Genomic DNA, 18,867 nt, shown 5'->3' with positions numbered 1-18,867 from the left:
GAGCGTAGCGCTCGACACACGCCACTCCACAGGCCGGTCGCGTTCTATCAGGGAGCAACCGAATCGAGACGTTACCCCTCGTCTGCCTTCCCATCGCGTCGGTCACGCTCTCTCGCTTCCGGGTCCCGCTCTGCTGGGTTGCCGTGTCCGCCGCCGCCGGGCGTTCGGACGGAGACGGTCGTCCCAGCCTCGACATCAATGGAGGCCTTGGCAGGGACTGGCTCGCCGTCGACCAGATTCTCCCCTGTCGTGCCGTCCTCGCCGCCAGCGATTCCAGCAGGGGCCGTCCGCCGGCGCTCCGTCAGCAGTGACACGGTGGCGTCGGTCTCGACGGTGACGGTGCGTTCGAGCCCCAACCCGCCGCGGTATCGACCGTCGCCGCCGCTTGACGGACGCAGCGCGTACCGCTCGACCCGGAGCGGATACTCTGTCTCCATCGCCTCGACGGGCGTATTGAGCGTGTTCGTCATGCCGACCTGCACGCCGTCCATCCCGTCTTTCTCGGGGCGGGCACCGAACCCACCGCCGATGGTCTCGTAGTAAGTAAACTCACCAGTTCGGTCGCCGATGATGAGGTTGTTCATCGTTCCCTGTCCACCGGCGGGAACTCTGTCGGGGACTGCCATGGCGAGCGCCGCCAGTGTGACGTCCATGACTCGCTGGCTCGTCTCGACGTTGCCACCGACAACTGCGGCTGGCGCATCCGGGTTGAGCACCGACCCCTCGGGTGCGGACACAGATACCGGCTCGTAACAGCCGTGGTTCGGCGGGATTTCCGGGTCGGTGATGGCTCGGACGACGAAGTAGACCGCGCTCTTTGCGACCGAGAGCGGCGCGTTCAGGTTGCCCGCCACCTGGTCGGCAGTCCCGGTGAAGTCGACAGCTATCGAGGCCCCATCGATGGTGACGGCCACGTCAACCGGGATGTCGGTATCGGTCACACCGTCACCTTCGAGGATATCCTTCGCGCGATACGTTCCGTCCGGGAGAGCATCGAGTTCAGCCTCGACCCGCTCGCGGGAGTACTCGATGACGGCATCGAACGCGTCGAGCAGCGTCGGCCCGTGTTCTTCGAGGAGTTCACCGATGCGTTCCTTGGCTCGTGCGTTGGCGGCGCGCTGGGCCCGGAGGTCCGCCTCGCGCTCGTCTGGCGTCCGGACGTTAGCACGGATGAGGTCGTGGACCGCCTCGTTGGGTTCGCCGCCGTCGACGAGCCGAACAGCAGGCAGGCGGAGCCCCTCCTCGTAAATCTCCTGTGCGCCCGGTGGCATACTTCCCGGCGAACTCCCGCCCACGTCGGCGTGATGGGCCCGCGAGACGGCGTACCCGACTATCTCGTCGTTTGGTGCGATCGTCGAGACGAGCGTGATGTCCGGAAGGTGCGTCCCGCCGGCGAACGGGTCGTTGACGATGAACACGTCGCCCGGTTTCGGGTCTTTTTCGAGGACAATATCCACCGCATCGGGCATCGCGCCGAGGTGGACCGGGATGTGTTCCGCCTGTGCGACCATCCGACCCGACGCGTCGAAGAGCGCCGTCGAACAGTCCTGTCGCTCCTTGATGTTCGGGGAGTACGCCCCGCGGATGAGCACGTGGCCCATCTCGGTTGCGACACTCTCCAGCTGGTTCCTGAGGATTTCCAGCGTTACAGGGTCGATTGTCTCCTGTCCGTCACTCGATGTCGTAGCTTCGTCGTTCATATGTCGCTCACCGCCGCTGTCAGTGTCCCGTCATCGCGCACCTGGACGTTCCACGCCGGTGGGATGACGATTGTACTCTCATCGCCCTCGACAATCGCGGGGCCGTCGATGCTATTCTGTGGTTGCAGTTTCGCTCGCTCGTAGACCGGGGTTTCGCGGACCTCGTCGGCGAACACCGCCTCCCGAGAGCCCTTCTGTGGGTCGCCTTCGGCAGTGTACTTGACCGGCGGCGCGCTCCGTTCGACGGTCGTCGTCACGCGACAGTTCACCAGGTCGACCGACTCGTCCGCTCGATAGCCGTAGGCAGACTCGTGGGCTTCGGCGAACCGCTCGCGGGCGTCCGCGGTGTCAAACGGTCGGTCGACATCCACGGTAAGCTCGAAACTCTGGCCGGCGTACCGGAAATCGGCGGAGTACCGTACCGTCGCCGCCTCGCGGTCACTGACCTCAGCCAGCAGTTCTTCGGACAACTCCTCGTAGACTGTGTCAACATCCTCTGGGTCGACCGCGTCGAGTGACCGCTGATACGTCCGTACTGCGTCGCGCTTCTCGTCGGCCGCGAGCAGACCGTATGCCGACAGCACACCTGAGGCGCGTGGAATCACCACCCGGTCGATATCGAGGCTATCCGCGATGGATACCGCGTGCATCGGCCCGGCACCCCCGAACGCGGCGAGCTCGAACTTCCGCGGGTCGTACCCACGCTCGACGGTCACAGAACGGATGGCCCTGGTCATGTTCGCGTTTGCGACGCGGTAGACGCCACGGGCGGCTTCTACGGGCCCGTCGAAACCCGCCTCGTCGGCGAGATCTGCAAGCGCGTCGTAGGCCGCATCCGAATCGAGCGAGAGTTCGCCACCCAAACTGGTGCTTTCGCCGATGTAGCCCAGCACGAGGTTGGCGTCGGTGACGGTCGGCGCAGTCCCGCCCTTTCCGTAGCAGGCAGGGCCGGGGTCGGCTCCGGCAGAGCGCGGTCCGATGCGGAGTGCGCCCCCGGCGTCGACCCAGGCGATGGACCCGCCACCTGCACCGACTGTTTCGACGTCGACCATCGGCGTCTTGATCGGCCGCTCGTTGATGACGCCCTCCGTCGTCCGTTCGGCTTCGCCATCGCGGACGAGACTCACGTCGCTGGAGGTCCCGCCCATATCGAACGTAACGAGCCCGTCCTGTTCGTCGGCCGCCATCGACCCTGCCCCAACGACCCCGGCGGCAGGGCCCGAGAGGACGGTCGTCACGGCGTTCCGCCTGACAGTGTCGGCATCGGTGATGCCGCCGTTGGCCTGCATAATTCGGGGCTGTGGGACTCCGAGTTCCCGCGCTCGGTCGGTGAGGCGACTGACGTAGTGGTCAATCGCCGGGCGTACGTATGCGTCGACGGCCGTCGTTGACGTTCGTTCGTACTCGCGGAACTCAGCGAGGACTTCGTGGGAGGCTGAGACGGGAACATCGAGTTCGTCGCGCAGGATTTCTGCCACCTGGCTTTCGTTTTCCGGGTGCGCGTATGCATGCAAGAGCGAGACGGCAACGGACTCGATATCTATTTCGCGCAACTGCTCGGCGATTGACCGCACTTCGTCCTCGTCGACGGGCTGTTCGACGCCGTCGGTGGTCGTCCGCTCGGACACTTCGAAGCGTCGGCGTCTGGGAACCAGCGGTGTTGGCTTTTCGGCGGATAGGTCGTACAGCGACGGGCGGTCTTGGCGGCCGATTTCCAGAACATCCCGGAATCCATCGGTTGTGACGAGTGCCGTCTTTGCGCCGTTCTCTTCGAGGAGCGCGTTGACTGAGACGGTCATCGCATGAGAGAACTCGCTCACAGTCTCCGGGTCGATGTCGGCCGCGTCACAGGCCTTCTCGATCCCGGCGATAACGCCCTCGCTCTGGTCTTCAGTGCTCGGGACTTTCGCGGTCACGAGTTCGCCGTCGAGCGACAGCGTCACATCGGTGAACGTTCCACCGACGTCGACGCCGATCCGCCGGTCTCCCATCTACAGCACCCCCGCGACGCTGAGCAGCGTCCGAACGCCGAGCCACACGACGATGAGCGTCACAATCGCGCCGAGGGCGTTCGCTATCGACCCGTTCGTGTACTCGCCGAGGAGGTCCCGCTGGTTCATCGCGTATATCAGGAATACCGCGACGATCGGCAATAAAATCCCGTTGACCACCTGTGCAAACACGATGATCTGGACGGGGCTGCCGCCCAGCAACACCGAAAGAACCCCGACACTGAGGATCGTCCCCCAGACCGCACGGAACTGTGTGCTCTGCATATCCGAATCCCAGCCGAGTGCACCTGTGGTTGCCCACGCGCCCGCAAGCGGTGCTGTCGTCGCGCTCGTGAACCCGGCGGCAAAGATGCCGATGCTGAAGAACAGTTCGGCGTACGGACCCGCGATGGGTCGCAGCTGTTCGGCCATCCGGCCGATATCGCTGATTTGGGTCCCTGGCTCGAACGCTGCAGCCGCGGTGACCATAATCGTAATCGTGATGACGCCGCCTGCGACGATCGAGAGCACCGTGTCGATGCGGGAGTGGCCGATATCGTCGGGCCCGCTCCACCGCTCCTGGACGTTACTCGCATGCAGGAACAGGTTGTACCCGACGATGGTCGTTCCGATGAGGCCGGTGATGAGGTACAGCGACCCCGAGGGGATACCGGGGACGAACCCCATCGCAATCGCACCGGGATCGGGACCGATGAGGATCGCCGATGCTACGAACGAGAACGCCATCACGGCAACCAGACCAATGAGCGCTCGCTCGATCAGCTTGTAGCGCCCAGTGTAGAGCAGGAGTCCGGCCACGAGTCCCATCACGACCCCCCACACCGTCGAGTCGATACCAGTAATCGTCGCGAGCCCTGCGGCACCGCCGAGGATATTCCCGGCCTCGTAGGCGGCGGTCCCGACGCCGATCGCGCCGACAACGAGGAATATACTCACGTACTCGACGATCTGATTGTCGAACCGCTCTCGAAGTGCTTCGCCGAGCCCCTCCCCCGAGACAAGACCCAGTCGCGCACTCATTTCCTGGAGAACGATCGTTGCAACAATTGAGAAGACCATTGTCCACAGGAGTGCGTAGCCAAACTCCGCCCCGGTAACACTCGCAGTTGTGACCGTGCCTGGGCCGATGAACGCGGCGGCGACCATCGCTCCCGGGCCGACGGCTTTGAGTCGTTTTGTAATGCTCATGATTGTTGGTTTTGATAGCCACTGTCACGGTCCCAGCAGGTAATGAAAAACATTGTTAAGACCTGTGTGTGGCCGGAACATCGGTCGTATGAACCCTGTGTCTGTGTCACCAAGTGTGTGAACTAGTAAGAACCCCCACACCCACCGATTTGAGTCTGTTTACGTCCCGTGCCGGGGGTATTCACCGTTCTCGCTCTCTCAGTAGAACTTTCGAAACACTCTCGTCGACTTCAATTTCGAACGGGAGGTCGGCGATGCTACCACGGATGAACCGAATCATCAACCACCGCACCGACTCGGATGGGAACACCACGTGGAAACTCCCTTTTTCGTCCCGCCGAACGGTCAGGAACCCACACAGCGAGAGCCATTCGAGAACATCTTCGAGCGAATCGAACCGCTCAGCGTATTCCTGAGCGTGGTACTGTGCCACCTGATCGATCATTTCGAGAACCTCCTCGTCCTGTTCTGCCGGATCGCTAAACTGACTCAGGAGTGCGTGAAGCAAGTCGACGTCCAGCAAGACGTGCTCGCCCGTCGAGAGCATCTCGTAGTACGTCTGGAGGTGGTCGCTGTCACTCGCGTGTGCCGAGTCGAAGTTTGCCGCGTAGAATGCGATTGCCTCGCGGATCAGCTGGCTCTGGCTTTCCCCAGTTCGGTCGGTCAGCCCCTCTAACGTCGCCTTGGTCTCCTCGTCGAGAGAGACGGTGACGCGGTCGGTTGGCATAGTGCCCCTCCTCACTGGATGGCCTTAATATCGTGTTGTTTGGTGACAGAGCGCTCTCAAGCATGGCAGCGAGACCAGTGCGTCAGTGTCTGCGGGATGTCCGTGATGTGTCTTCGTGAGGCCCAGCCGCCGGCCCATGGCGCTCACCCGAAATCAGCGCAGAAATAAGTAAATATTAAATCATTCACCAACAAATGAGTTCAGAAATCTGGTGTTTATTATTGAACCATTCATCCAGCACGCGGCAACTGAACCATACCTTTCCCGACAGGTGTCGACGTCCTGAACGAGCGGCCACGCTTAGCGCCACCGTTCATAGCGATAGCTTCGCGCCCGGGAGCAGCAGATGAGAGACGCCGGGAGTCCACTCGACACGGCTCAGGTTCTTGTTGTCGGTTCGACGACCTGGAGCGAGCCGTTCTCAGAAGCTCTCACAGCAAGCACCGAGGCCACTATCCGCACTGTTGAGACGACATCGGAAGCCCTCGATACCGTTCGGCAGCGCTCGGTCGATTGTCTCGTCGCGGGAGCGTCACTCGATGACGAAAGTGGGATTGGGCTGGTCCGACAACTCCGAGAGTCGGCTCCGGCCCTCCCAGTCGTTCTCGGGACCACGGATGGAAGCGAAGCCCTAGCGAGTGAGGCAATCGAGGCCGGCGTTTCCGACTACGTTCCCCTCACAGGAACGGACGGCCTGCGGATAGACGAGTTGATTGAGCGAACCGGGAAGGCGCTCCAGTCCGCTCGGCAAGCGATCACGCAGCGCGAACGGGCACGGCAATTCGACGCCGTCTTTCACGACACACAGACGGCCACGTGGGTCCTCGATCCGGACGGCTCGCTCACCCGTGTGAATCAGACGGGACGAGCAATGCTCGATGCGGACGCAGACACGGTCATCGGTGACCTGTTCTGGACGCTGCCGTGGTGGTCACAGTCCGACGCGACAGAACGCGACATCCGGAACCTCGTCGCGGCTGCACGCGACGGACAGTTCGGTAACGCAGTCGTTCACCGGCCGGCCACGGCTACGGATCGCGTTATCGAGCTTTCAGTCCGGCCGGTCGAGAACGACTTCGGCGAGGTCACCTCGATCGTGATTGAAGGGATCGACACCACGGAGCAGGTCACCCTCGACCGTGACCTCCGTCAATCTGAGGAACTCCACCGGGTCACGCTCAGCAATATGACCGACACCGTCCTCATGACGAACGAGGCCGGGGACTACACCTACGTCTGTCCGAACGTGCACTTCATTTTCGGCTACACCGACGAAGAGATCCGCCAGCAGGGAACGATCGACACGCTCCTTGGTGAGGACCTGTTCGACCGAGCGGAACTCGCCGAGAAGGGCGTTCTCAAAAACATCGAGTGTACCGTCACCGACAAAGCGGGTCACGAGCACACGTTGCTGGTCAACGTCCGCGAAGTCTCCATTCAGGACGGCACACTGCTGTATAGCTGTCGGGATATCACGAAACGGAAACGGCGTGAGGAAGCGTTGACAACGCTACAGGAGACCGCACGGAAGTTCCTCTACACGGAAACCAATCAGGAAATCGCCCAGCACATTGTCGATGACGTCCTCAGTGTGTTCGACGTTTCCGCGAGTGCCATCTATCTGCACGACGCCGAGACGAACGAACTCCGCCCGGTCGCACAGTCACAGGCGATGACCGAACACCACGGGCCGCTCCCGGCCGTCCGAACGAATGCCGACACACTTCCAAGCCACAGCTTCGTCAAGGATGAGACACTCGTGTTCGACGATGTCCACACGTCGGACCGACTGGAAAACCGGGCAACCGACCTCCGTAGTGTCATGTTCATTCCGCTCGGCAACCACGGCGTGTTCGTTGCTGGGTCGACGGCCGTCGGGGCGTTCGACGACGTGACACAGGAACTCACCGACCTGCTTGCCGCCACCGCCGAGGCTGCCCTCGACCGGGTCGCCCGGGAATCCCAGCTCCGGAAACAGGACCGCGAACTTCAGCGACAGAACGAGCAGCTGACTGCTCTGAATCAGATCAACAATACGATTCGGGAGATCGACCAGACGATTGTCAGCGCCGAAACGAAGGAAGAGATCACCCACACTGTCTGTGAACGGCTCACTGACACAGACCGATTCAAATTCGCGTGGATCGGGAGCGTCAATCCGGGCGGTACTACCGTCGAACCGCGAGCGTGGGCCGGCACCGAACAGGGGTATCTCGACAGTCAGTCAATCGCGGTCGCGGCCTCCGAAACCGACCCCGCGGGCCAGACGGCTGCGACCGGCGACGTGACGATGATATCCAACGTCGCCGCCGATCTTCGGAACGCGCCGTGGCGGTCGGACGCGCTCACGCGTGATTTCCTTTCTGTCCTGAGTATCCCGCTGGTGTACAACGACCTCAGGCACGGGATTCTCACCATCTATGCGGACACGAAAGACGCGTTCGATGAGACAACGCGCACAGTGTTACACGAACTCGGCGAGACGATCGCCTCGGCACTCAGCGGCATCGAACGGAAACACGCGCTGCTCACGACGTCGGTGGCCCGCGTCGAGTTCGTCATCGATGACGAGCGGTTCCTCCTGTCGCGACTCGCCCAGTCAACGGGATGTACTATTGCCTACGAAGGCGGCATCCAGCACGCACCGGTCGGTAACAGCGTGTTTGTGACGGTCGAAGACGCTGACGTGCAAGCGGTCGCGGCGGCTGCGGCTGACATGACGACGATCGACGACGTGACACAGATAAGTGACGACGACACTGACAGCGGCGTCCTGCGGCTGGAGCTGTCACAGCCGTTCCTCGCGCTGGAACTCGCCGACCACGGCGCTATCTTCCGGCAAGCGACCGCAGACCCGGAGGGAACGACACTCGTCGTCGATGTGCCCCAGAGCGTTGACGTTCGAAACATCGCACAGTTGGTCGACAGTACGTTCTCCGGCGTCAAACTCAAGCGCAAACAAACGCTTGAACGGGGTATCGAGCAGGACCGCAGTTCGGAGTTTCTCACGGACCTCACGGAGCGACAGCTCGAAGTGATTCAGACCGCCTACTACAGCGGCTACTTCGAGTCACCGCGTACAAACTCCGGTGAGGACATCGCATCGATGCTTGCGATTTCGTCACCAGCGTTCTATCAGCACGTGCGGACCGTCCAGCGGAAACTGTTCACAGCACTGTTCGAAGAACGGAGCGTTTCGGGCCGGGAGTACTAAAGGGGTTCAATAATAAACAACTAACTCCACCCCTGCCTCTTTGTTTAACCTCTGAATATTCCTTTGATGTCCTTCTATTCCTTAATCGAGTACTGGCGGTCGGACACCGCCACTCGTGAATACATATGAGAGATGTAGAGCAAGACCACGGCGAGAAGACACCGTACGAGTGCTTTGCGTGTGGCAAAGTCATCACTGCAGTGAGCCTACCGGAGAGCTGTCAGGACTGTGGCGGCGAAATGCGCAACCGACTGACACCACTTGAATAACGATGGGACCAGAACTGAGCTCCGCCTCTTCGTCGGACAATTCGTCGACGCCGTCCGAGCCCGAATCAGCGCTCGAAACGGCCCGTCTGCAGCTCCACCGGGCCGCGGACCACCTCGATATCGACCCGAACATCGTCGAACGACTCAATCATCCGCAAAACGTCCATGAGGTCACTGTCCCGATCGAGCGGGACGATGGCACAGTGGAAGTGTTCACCGGCTATCGAGCCCAGCACGATAGCGTCAGGGGACCGTACAAAGGCGGGCTTCGCTATCACCCCGACGTGACGAGGGACGAATGCGTCGGCCTCGGGATCTGGATGACCTGGAAATGTGCGGTGATGGATCTCCCCTTCGGCGGCGCAAAAGGGGGTATCGCGGTCAATCCGAAAACGCTGAGCCGAGACGAAAAAGAACGGCTCACTCGCCGGTTCGCACAGGAACTCCGTGCGGTGATCGGGCCAAACCGGGACATACCAGCCCCGGATATGGGAACAGACCCACAGACGATGGCCTGGCTGATGGACGCCTACTCCATGCAGGAGGGTGAGACGATACCGGGGGTCGTCACCGGTAAGCCACCGATTGTCGGTGGGAGTGAGGGGCGTGAAGACGCGCCCGGCCGGAGCGTCGCGATTATCACACAGCAGGTCTGTGAGTACTACGACCAGCCGCTGTCTGAGACCACGGTCGCAGTACAGGGCTACGGCAGTGTCGGTGCGAATGCCGCACGGTTGCTCGACGAACAGGGCGCGACTGTCGTCGCGATCAGCGACGTGAACGGGGCAATGTACGACCCCGCCGGTATCGATACGGCGACAGTGCCATCACACGACGAGGAACCGGAGGCGGTCACCGAGTACGCCGACACCGTAATTTCGAACGACGAACTACTGACGCTGGATGTCGACGTCCTCATTCCGGCAGCGCTCGGGAACGTCATTACCGAGGCAAACGCGGACAACATCGCTGCGGAGTACGTCGTTGAAGGGGCGAACGGCCCGACTACGTCTACCGCTGATTCGATCCTCGCTGACCGGGACGTCGTCGTGATTCCGGACATTCTGGCGAACGCCGGCGGCGTCACGGTGAGCTACTTCGAGTGGCTACAGGACATCAACCGCCGGTCGTGGTCTCTCGAGCGAGTGAACGACGAACTCGACGAAGAGATGCGAGCGGCCTGGGACGCAGTCCGAACGGAGTTCGAAAACCGCGATATCACGTGGCGCGATGCGGCGTACATCGTCGCCCTGTCCCGCATCGCGGAGGCCCACGAAGCACGGGGGCTCTGGCCGTAACACTGGGTCCGCTGATTTCATACGGGGGCCACACCGTCAGTCGGGGGCGAGAAACCGCTACCGGCGCTTCCCTCAGTAGCAAAACTCGAACCGTGCCCCGCCAGCAGCCCCTTCCGTCACACGGACGGTCCAGCCGTGCGCTTTGGCCATGTCCTCTACGATCGAGAGCCCGAAGCCAGTGCCTCCCTTGGTAGACGTAACGCCGTGTTCCAGTACGTCCCCACGCTTTGCCGGGGGGATCCCATCGCCGTCGTCCGCGACGTAGAACCCCTCACCGCCGTCTAGCTGCCCGACGGTTACCGTGACAGCTTCCCCGCCATGCTCGATAGCGTTTCTGAAGAGGTTCTCGAACAGTTGCGTCAGCCGGCCGGCGTCACCAGCCACTGTCGGGACCGTCTCAGCAACCGTCAGCGTTGCTTCGACGGTGTCGACGTATCCCCAGGCCTCCGTCGTCACGGTCGCAAGGTCGATCTGTTTCGTATCCGTAACCGTGGTCTCACCACGCGCCAGCGTCAGGAGGTCGTCGATCAGCCGCTCCATGCGGTCATGTGCCGCCTCGATCCGGTCTACGTGACTGAGGTCGCCCGACTCCTCGATGATGTCGAGAAATCCGATGGCGATGGATAGCGGATTCCGGAGGTCGTGGGCGACGACACTGGCGAACTCATCGAGCCGCTCGTTCTGTCGCTGTAGTTCGGTTTCCCGGCTTGCGCGGGTGAATGCCGCCTCGACGGTCGCGCCCAGTATCTGGAACAGGTCTACGTCTGCTTCAGAGAAGATCTGTTCCTGTGGCGTTCCGACACCAATAAGCCCAAACTCTCCCAGTGGCACGAACAGGCCACTTCTGAGGCTCCTGTCAGCTTCGCCGACCGACGCCACGGACTGGATGTCGTCGTAGCGACGCATTTCTGACGCCGCAAACGCCTCCCAGGCAAGCGACTCATCGGACTGCAACCGTGGCAGTTCACCGAGCAGTTCGCTCGTGGCAGCACTCGCCGTCAGTGGAACAAGCTCGTCTGTCTGGTCGGCGTACTCCCAGATCCCGGTGAGTTCGAATCCGAGCGTCTCGACAGCAGCCTCGATAGCGATGTCGCCGATTTCCGCACTCGACTGTGCGGCACTGAGCCGCTGTGCTGTTTCCTGCAGTGAGCGGAGCTTCGACTCTAATTGTTTCTGTTCAGTGATATCCTCTAGAACAGCTAGTACGTTCGTTATTTCCCCGTCGGGAGCAGCGATCGGGGCAACCGATAGGAGCAGATCTAGTTCCTCACCGGCTTTCGTCTTCCGTCGAACCTCCTTGCCCCGAATCGGCTCGCCGCTCAATACGCGCTCTCGGTGGGATTCAAACTCAGCCTGCTGCTCGTCCGGGACAATCGGATTGAACTCGCCAAGCACCTCCGCCCGTGACCAGCCGAACATATTCTCGGCCCCGTCGTTCCAGCGGGTGACCGTTCCGTCCGTGTCGATTTCCATGACGGTGAGTGGCGTCGCCTCGATGAGTGATTCAAGTCGCTGGTTCGTCGTCTCAAGTTTACGTTCCCGCTCGACCTGTTCAGTTACGTTGCGGGCGATACCGACGATCCGGACGATCTCATCGTCAAGGATAACTGGCGCGAGGCTCGTGTCCCAGAACCGTGCGTCGTCAGCGATATCCAGTTCTTCCCGATACGAGATCGGCGCACGCTCCTCGACACAGCGCGTGTAGTTCGCCGCGAGTTCAGCACCACGTTCATCACCGAAGATGTCTCGTGGCGTCCGTCCTCGAACGTCCTCGGTTGTGAGTCCTGTCTGTGACTCGTAGCCGGGGCTGAGTCGAGCAAACTCGAACGCTCGCTCGTCACCCGCCGTATCGACGTCAAGCATGAATATGGCGTCACCGGAACTGTTGAGCAGTGCCTCGTACTCTTCAGCAAGTTCCTGGTGCGCTCGTTCCCGGGCTTTCCGCTCCGTAATATCCTGAAAAACGCCTCGAAGAACGGGCTCATCGTCCTGTGGGTCGTCGACGCGTTCTCCCCACGCCCGAACGTCGCGCACGTCGCCGTCGGTCCGAACGATCCGGAGATCGATGTCATACGGTTCCCGGTCCGCAATCGTCTGTTCCACTGCCTTCGAAATCTTGTCTCTGTCGTCAGGATGATAAAAACCAAGCGCGTCATCAAGTGACGGCTCGTACTCGTCGGCAACACCGTGAATCCGACGGACGCCGTCAGACCAGTCGAGGCTGTCCGTCGACGGGAAATACTCCCACACACCGATATCCGCGATGTTCTGCACCCGCTCGAACAGGAACTCCTGGCGCTTAAGATCGGTCTGGTCCTGCATCCGGGATATTTCGGCGCTTACAAGCTCTGAGAGTAGCTTCACAAACGTTCGCTCAAGCGCCCCGAAGGGTGCGACTCGTGTTGCCGGACTCGAAAAGTTGACTGTCCCGTACCGGACCCCATCGACGATGAGTGGCACGCCGATATACGATTCCAACTCCAACTCACGATACGCAGGGTGGGTCTCTTTCCCTTCAGTGACAGCGTCTGCGAACGAACAGACCGCATCTGTTCCGACCACCTCCGCGCAGTACGTCGATTCGAGGTCGAACTGGTCCCCGGATTCGATTTCCGCATCTGGGGCGTGTACTGCTCTGACTGTGTAATCGTCGCCCTGAACGTGTGAGACGATTCCGATGTCGAGCCCGAGTGTCTGACAGCCCAGATCGAGCAGTTCTTCGAGGCGCGTCTCGGCCGAGATATCACCCTTTGCCATGACGGTCTGGAGTTCCCGCAGTGCATCCCGCTCCTGCTCTAACTGTCGTTTCGCCCTGCTCTGTTCGGTAATGTCTCGGGCAACGACGAGCACCTGCCGGTCAGCGTTGCCCCGGAACGGTGTGACGCGGACATCTAACGTCCGCTTGCCGCCGTCGGTCGTCACATCGAGTTGCAGGTCCGTGTCGTACAATCCTGTCACGCCACCGTCGGTCTCGATATCATCGACCGTTGATTCGACCGCCGTTGTGAACCGCTCCGTATCGGATTTGGACATCCGGTCTCCAACGACCGCTTCCAGCTGTTGTCCCGTTATTTTGGTCGCTCTGTCTCCGCTAACCAGTCGTCTCGAAGCGGTGTTCGCGAACTCGATTGTCCCTTCGTCATCGAGAACGAACACAACGTCGTGGATATTTTCGAGGATGGCTTCACTGCGCTCTAACTCCAGTTCTCGTTCCCGCTCCGCCGTGGTCTCTTGTGAAAAGACGGTCAGACCGTCATCGTTGGGAAACGCTCGTATTTCAACCCAGTAATCCAACGGCTCGCCAAGGTACTGTTCGAACGACACCGGGTCGCCGGTCTCCATTGCGGTTCGGTATTTCTCTTCGAGTTCCGTTCCAACTATGGAGGGAAACTCTTCCCAGATGACTGCACCGACGACAGCGTCGGGGTCGCGGTTGACGCGCTTTGCCATCTTCTCGTTTACGTATTCGATACGCCATTCGTCGTCGACAGCATAAATCCCGTCAGTTGCCCGCTCAAGCGTTCGCTGGAAGCGGTCTGACAGTCGCTCGGCGGCCGCTTGCTTGCGAGCGGCCTCGGTGAGCGTCTGGATACGGCTCGCGAGCAACTCGAAACTGTTCTGACCTGCGTGGACCGGAACGTAATCGGAGACACCCGCCTGTGTCGCTTCGCTGGCGATTCGCTCGCTCCCCCGGCCGGTAAACAGGATCGTCGGTCGTTCGTCCTGTTCCGCTTGTAACCGGTCCAGAAGATCAATTCCCGTCCCGTCCGGCAATGAGTACGATGTGACCACACAATCGATAGCCGAAGTTGCAAGCAGGTCGAGAGCAGCCTCTATAGTCCCGACTGCTGTGACGTCAAAGTCAGATGAGATATTCCGGAGTTTCGTCTGCGCTAACTCAGCAAAGTCGCCATCGTCGTTTACATACAAAACGTGAATGGTATCGGGAGTCCCGTCACCGGCATAGGCCATTATTACAACTATGCATCGAGATTTCATGAATCAACCGCGCCAGTTTTTATATATGATATTCAGGTGCCCCATATAGCTCTGTACTGCCCGGTTTAGTTGGATATTCGGCGTCCAGCATGCCACCGGCTCATACCGCTACTGAGTCACACTATGACACCATCAAAGTATATAATCTGATACTTGGGTCAGCAAGTTTATCGTTCGAAGTTAGGTACATCCGATATTGTGTCAGAGATGACGAGTATCCTTGTGCTTCATATTGATGATGAACCCGATTTTCTGGACGTGGCATCGGAAATACTTGCACAGCAATCCGATCAACTCAAGATTATAACCGCAGCGAGTGCCGCTGAAGGGCTCGATAAACTTGCTACACGTTCTGTTGACTGTATTATCAGCGACTACCGGATGCCTGAGAAAGACGGTATCGAACTCCTCAAAGCTGTCCGTGCAGAGTACCCTGACCTACCGTTTATCCTCTTCACTGGGGAGGGGAGTGAAGCGGTCGCCAGCGACGCAATTGCCGCCGGTGCAACCGATTATCTCCGAAAAGGGCACGGAACGGAACGATACGAACTCCTCGCAAATCGTATCGAAAACGCCGTCGAACAGTACCGCACCAATCAGCGCGCTGCCGAACTTGAACGGGTTCGCGCGCTCGTCAGCAACATCGACCAGGCGCTCATCCGGGCGAGTTCGCTCTCGGAGATCAAAACTCGTGTCTGTGAGATCATTAGCGACTCTGAGCCCTATCGTTTCGCATGGATCGGCGAGCGTGACCCTGAGACAGACCGAATCGAGCCACAGGCCTGGGCCGGCGTCGAGGACGCGTATCTCGATACTATTGTTGTCACTGCGGATAACTCTCCGACTGGACAGGGTCCTGCAGGCACGGCCGTCCGCAAACGACGTATTGCGACGTCGCAGAACATTCAAGCTGACCCGGCGTTCGAGGTCTGGCGAGAGGAAGCACTCGACCGCGGCTATCGAAGCAGTGCTGCGGTTCCGCTAGAATACAATGACACGCTGTATGGTCTCCTGTGCGTCTATTCATCCCGTTCGTTTGCCTTTGCCGAGGACGAACAGGCATTACTCAGTGAACTTGGGAATAGCATCTCACACGCCATGCATTCGCTGAAGAGCCGAGACGAACTGCGTGCAGAGCGGACATTTATCGATCAGGCGCTCGATTCGCTTGCCGACATATTCTACGTGCTCGATTCCGAAGGCAACGTCCAGCGCTGTAACGAACAATTCGAAAGGCTGGCCGGGTACGCCGACGAGGAGATATCTGATCTCGACGCACTCAGTCTTTTTCGGGAAGAAGAACGAGAGGGAGTCTCCGAGGCGATTGAGGAGGCGCTCACAACGGGGCAATCAACCATCGAAGCGGAGTTCCGTACCGCAGCGGGAAAGCGCGTTCCCCACGAGTTCACTGCTGACCGGCTAACTGATCAGGACGGTGACCTGATAGGGCTCGTCGGCACCGGTCGAGATATCTCCGAACGGACAAGACGTGAACGGGAACTGCAGGATCAAAAAGAACAGCTAGAGCAGTTTGCTGCAACTGTCAGCCACGACCTGCGGAACCCGTTAACAGTCATACAAGGTCGCCTGGCGCTCCTGCAGGCCGAACAGTCAAACGAGCATCTCGCTGTGATCGAGACAGCGACCGATCGGATGGAACGCATTGTCGAGGACCTCCTCTGGCTAGCGCGAGAGCAACAAGAAATCGGGTCACTGGAACCTGTCTCGATCGACACAGCCGCTGAGGCCGCGTGGAAGCTCGTCTCTGACCCTGCAGACGAAGCCGAACTGTACTGTGATTGCGGGGCCGATACCCAGCCACTGGTCAAAGCTGACACCGATCAGTTCCGGCATCTGCTCGAAAATCTGTTCAGGAACACGATTGACCACGCAGGCCGGGATGTCACTGTCGTTGTGGGCGGGATTTTCGGTGACGCCACCGGATTCTACATCGAAGACGATGGCCCTGGAATCCCTGCCGAGGACCGCGAAAAGGTGTTCGAGGCTGGCTACTCGACTTCCGAATCGGGGACTGGTCTGGGCCTCAACATCGTCAAACGAGTCGCTGACGCCCATGGCTGGGATATCTGCGCAACTGAGAGTTCGATGGGTGGGACACGATTTGAGATAACGGGCCTCGAACTCGTGGAATAACTCACTATTTAGAACCGCACTGTTTCGAACCGGTCATCGGGCTTCCTGTGCGTTGGTGGATTCACCTCTACTGAGTTACTTATCCCCACCGAGCTGGCTACGATTTCCCACTTCTCTGCCACGTGCTGCTGGATTGAATTGCCCTTCCGTTACACATTCAGGGACTCGGAACTACAGGAACTAGTACAGATCCAACTGTCCGGTCATCGTCCACCTCGATGCCGCAATTGCGGACGCTCAGTGACCGCATAGCTAATAAAATGGCATAAAACGTCACAATCGTTATTTCGTACCAACTGTATGTTACTTAATGCGGTTCTGGTCCCCGCGCCACCTCCCCCACTGAATCCGATCACGTTCATCAAGCGGTCCGGGTCCAGGACCCGTCGACGCGGATACCGACTCCGAATGGTGCGGTGCACACCACTCCCCCCGGCTGCCCACCATTCCTGTGCTATTGCATGGGGTGTACTTCTCACGTTATCAGATGGAAACAACGCCAGTAAAAATGAGCGGCTTGCAACCAAATCAACAGACGGCGTGGGGATATCATAAATACTTTATATACACTCGTATCCGAGCTAGGTGGGTTCTGTGCCCTGCCCAATCGCACTGGATTCACCCACACGATTGCTTTGGGCTGGAATCCGTCGTCGAAACCGACGACTTCCGATGGGACGTTGCACCCCATCTCTCCCACCCCCACAGCAACGTCCCATCCTTTTACGGGATTGGCGGAGCCGTGCGTTCCGGTGATGACTGCACTGAAATTACCACTATGCTAGGAGTTACCACAAAAAATATGTCGAACGGTGAATTACAACTATACGGGTTCTGGTCCCCGCTTTGGGCCCTTTCCTACTTTGCGCCCACTCGCCCCACCCCATGTCTCGGGTCCAGAACCCATCCGTGCCTCTGACTGCAGTGGGTGGCACACACGGTGCCCATCGCCACCCGTCATCCGCTTTCCTGCAGGAGCGCAACACCTACCTTTTCCAACCATGCTTCTGAGGGAACTGCTGTTACTGTGAGTCGGTAGCTTCGCTCGCTCTAGTGAGGATATCCGCGAGTTCCTCGCGGTCGAACAGCTGTTCGCCTTCGGGAATTCTAATCCGAGACCTTTTGTGCTAGGAGGAGTTCCTTTAGCGGGGTATGAACGAGTTACGCACTGGATTGAGTTATGGCGACGTTCTTCTCGTCCCGAAACGATCACCGGTCGACAGTCGGAGCGACATCGACCTCTCAACGCCGCTTACTCCGACCGTCGAACTGGACACGCCGCTCGTCTCCGCGGCGATGGACACCGTTACGGAGGCAGAACTGGCAATCGAGCTTGGACAGTCTGGCGGATTCGGGGTACTACACCGGTTCCTGACGCCCGAGGAACAGGCCGAGCAGGTCGAGCAGGTGACGGAGGCAGGTGAACAGGTCGGCGCAGCCGTCGGCATCAATGAGGATTACGTCGCACGAAGCGCGGCCGTGATTACGGCCGGTGTCGATGCGCTCGTCGTTGATGTGGCTCACGGTCACCTCAACCGCGCGCTCGACGCCGTCGAAACCCTTGCAGACGAATTTCCTGACGCCGATATCATCGCTGGCAACGTCGCGACGCCAGCGGGTGTCGAAGACCTCGCTGCCGCCGGGGCCGACTGTGTCAAAGTCGGTATCGGACCCGGGTCCCACTGTACCACCCGGAAGGTCGCGGGTGCTGGCGTCCCCCAACTGACCGCCGTTGATGACTGTGCCACGGCCGCCGAAGACCTGGATGTCACTATCTGCGCGGATGGCGGGATTCGCACGTCCGGTGATGCGGTGAAGGCCCTCATGGCCGGGGCAGACACCGTAATGCTCGGGAGCCTCTTTGCCGGCACAGAGGAGGCCCCCGGTGTTGTCGTCGAAGTCGATGGGACGCGGTACAAGCGGTCACGCGGGATGGCGACCACCGCGGCGGCCGAGGACCGTGATGACAAGCAGAACAACGTCAGTGCCGACGAAGGAGTCGAAGCATTGACCCCGTACAAAGGCTCGGTCGCTGCTGTGGCCGAGGAGTTCTGTGCTGGCATCCGCTCCGGGCTCTCTTACTGTGGCGGGCACACCATCGCTGCGGCTCGCGACAAGGCGGAGTTCATTCGTGTCGCCCAGAGTGCGAAAGAACGCGAAGGGTTCCACACGGACCAAGATTGGGAAGGCATCAACGTGGAGAGTGAAGCGACACAGGTCCGCGACGCCGGCACCGAGGCGACAGTCGACAGCGACGACTGAACTGCTAGCAGGCTGTTCCAGAAGCGCGCCGACCCACCGCTGTC

10 protein-coding genes are annotated in these 18,867 nt (G+C 60.1%); 5 read left to right on the top strand and 5 right to left on the bottom strand.

Annotated elements, in window-relative coordinates; all coding sequences use genetic code 11:
• Window positions 1-71: 71 nt before the first annotated feature.
• The 4 genes from BDK61_RS20125 to BDK61_RS20110 form a co-directional block, all read right to left on the bottom strand.
• Window positions 72-1,700 carry a hydantoinase B/oxoprolinase family protein gene (locus tag BDK61_RS20125; RefSeq protein WP_121304361.1) on the bottom strand — a complete coding sequence of 543 codons (1,629 nt, stop codon included), beginning with the start codon at window positions 1,698-1,700 and terminating at the stop codon, window positions 72-74.
• On the bottom strand, window positions 1,697-3,691 hold the full coding sequence (locus BDK61_RS20120; RefSeq protein ID WP_121304360.1) for a hydantoinase/oxoprolinase family protein: 1,995 nt from the start codon (window positions 3,689-3,691) through the stop codon (window positions 1,697-1,699). Before BDK61_RS20120 ends, BDK61_RS20125 begins: the two co-directional genes overlap by 4 nt.
• Complete coding sequence (locus BDK61_RS20115) at window positions 3,692-4,900, bottom strand: Nramp family divalent metal transporter (protein WP_004965643.1); 1,209 nt, start codon at window positions 4,898-4,900, stop codon at window positions 3,692-3,694.
• A 181-nt stretch (window positions 4,901-5,081) separates the two neighbouring features.
• Complete coding sequence (locus tag BDK61_RS20110; protein ID WP_121304359.1) at window positions 5,082-5,627, bottom strand: ribbon-helix-helix protein, CopG family; 546 nt, start codon at window positions 5,625-5,627, stop codon at window positions 5,082-5,084.
• A gap of 346 nt (window positions 5,628-5,973) precedes the next feature.
• Between BDK61_RS20110 and BDK61_RS20105 the strand changes: the two genes are divergently transcribed.
• The 3 genes from BDK61_RS20105 to gdhB all read left to right on the top strand — a co-directional run bounded on the left by BDK61_RS20105 (window position 5,974) and on the right by gdhB (window position 10,408).
• On the top strand, window positions 5,974-8,841 hold the full coding sequence (locus BDK61_RS20105) for a bacterio-opsin activator domain-containing protein (protein WP_121304358.1): 2,868 nt from the start codon (window positions 5,974-5,976) through the stop codon (window positions 8,839-8,841).
• A gap of 125 nt (window positions 8,842-8,966) precedes the next feature.
• Window positions 8,967-9,110 (top strand): rubrerythrin-like domain-containing protein, encoded by a 144-nt coding sequence (locus tag BDK61_RS20100; RefSeq protein WP_121304357.1) that lies wholly within the window; start codon window positions 8,967-8,969, stop codon window positions 9,108-9,110.
• A gap of 2 nt (window positions 9,111-9,112) precedes the next feature.
• The gene (gdhB, locus tag BDK61_RS20095) at window positions 9,113-10,408 is read left to right on the top strand and encodes a glutamate dehydrogenase GdhB (RefSeq protein WP_121304356.1); all 1,296 of its coding nucleotides are present in this window, start codon (window positions 9,113-9,115) and stop codon (window positions 10,406-10,408) included.
• 72 nt (window positions 10,409-10,480) lie between these two features.
• Here gdhB and BDK61_RS20090 read toward each other — a convergent pair whose 3' ends face one another.
• Window positions 10,481-14,380 carry a PAS domain S-box protein gene (locus BDK61_RS20090; protein WP_121304355.1) on the bottom strand — a complete coding sequence of 1,300 codons (3,900 nt, stop codon included), beginning with the start codon at window positions 14,378-14,380 and terminating at the stop codon, window positions 10,481-10,483.
• 234 nt (window positions 14,381-14,614) lie between these two features.
• On the opposite strand from BDK61_RS20090, the gene BDK61_RS20085 reads away from it, so the two are divergent.
• A complete protein-coding gene (locus BDK61_RS20085; RefSeq protein ID WP_121304354.1) occupies window positions 14,615-16,561 on the top strand; it encodes a hybrid sensor histidine kinase/response regulator in 1,947 nt (648 codons plus the stop codon).
• A gap of 1,152 nt (window positions 16,562-17,713) precedes the next feature.
• On the top strand, window positions 17,714-18,823 hold the full coding sequence (locus BDK61_RS20075; protein ID WP_121304353.1) for a guanosine monophosphate reductase: 1,110 nt from the start codon (window positions 17,714-17,716) through the stop codon (window positions 18,821-18,823).
• Window positions 18,824-18,867 lie beyond the last annotated feature (44 nt).

This window comes from Haloarcula quadrata (assembly GCF_003634715.1).
Lineage (GTDB): Archaea > Halobacteriota > Halobacteria > Halobacteriales > Haloarculaceae > Haloarcula > Haloarcula marismortui.
The sequence above is the reverse complement of the archived record's forward strand: the minus strand, read 5'-3'. Positions and strand labels throughout refer to the sequence as shown.

Bases quoted from the DNA above. Each gene is read 5' to 3' on its own strand.
- BDK61_RS20125 (WP_121304361.1), bottom strand. From the start codon at position 1,700: ATGAACGACGAAGCTACGACATCGAGTGACGGACAGGAGACAATCGAC.
- BDK61_RS20120 (WP_121304360.1), bottom strand. From the start codon at position 3,691: ATGGGAGACCGGCGGATCGGCGTCGACGTCGGTGGAACGTTCACCGAT.
- BDK61_RS20115 (WP_004965643.1), bottom strand. From the start codon at position 4,900: ATGAGCATTACAAAACGACTCAAAGCCGTCGGCCCGGGAGCGATGGTC.
- BDK61_RS20110 (WP_121304359.1), bottom strand. From the start codon at position 5,627: ATGCCAACCGACCGCGTCACCGTCTCTCTCGACGAGGAGACCAAGGCG.
- BDK61_RS20105 (WP_121304358.1), top strand. From the start codon at position 5,974: ATGAGAGACGCCGGGAGTCCACTCGACACGGCTCAGGTTCTTGTTGTC.
- BDK61_RS20100 (WP_121304357.1), top strand. From the start codon at position 8,967: ATGAGAGATGTAGAGCAAGACCACGGCGAGAAGACACCGTACGAGTGC.
- gdhB (WP_121304356.1), top strand. From the start codon at position 9,113: ATGGGACCAGAACTGAGCTCCGCCTCTTCGTCGGACAATTCGTCGACG.
- BDK61_RS20090 (WP_121304355.1), bottom strand. From the start codon at position 14,380: ATGGCCTATGCCGGTGACGGGACTCCCGATACCATTCACGTTTTGTAT.
- BDK61_RS20085 (WP_121304354.1), top strand. From the start codon at position 14,615: ATGACGAGTATCCTTGTGCTTCATATTGATGATGAACCCGATTTTCTG.
- BDK61_RS20075 (WP_121304353.1), top strand. From the start codon at position 17,714: ATGAACGAGTTACGCACTGGATTGAGTTATGGCGACGTTCTTCTCGTC.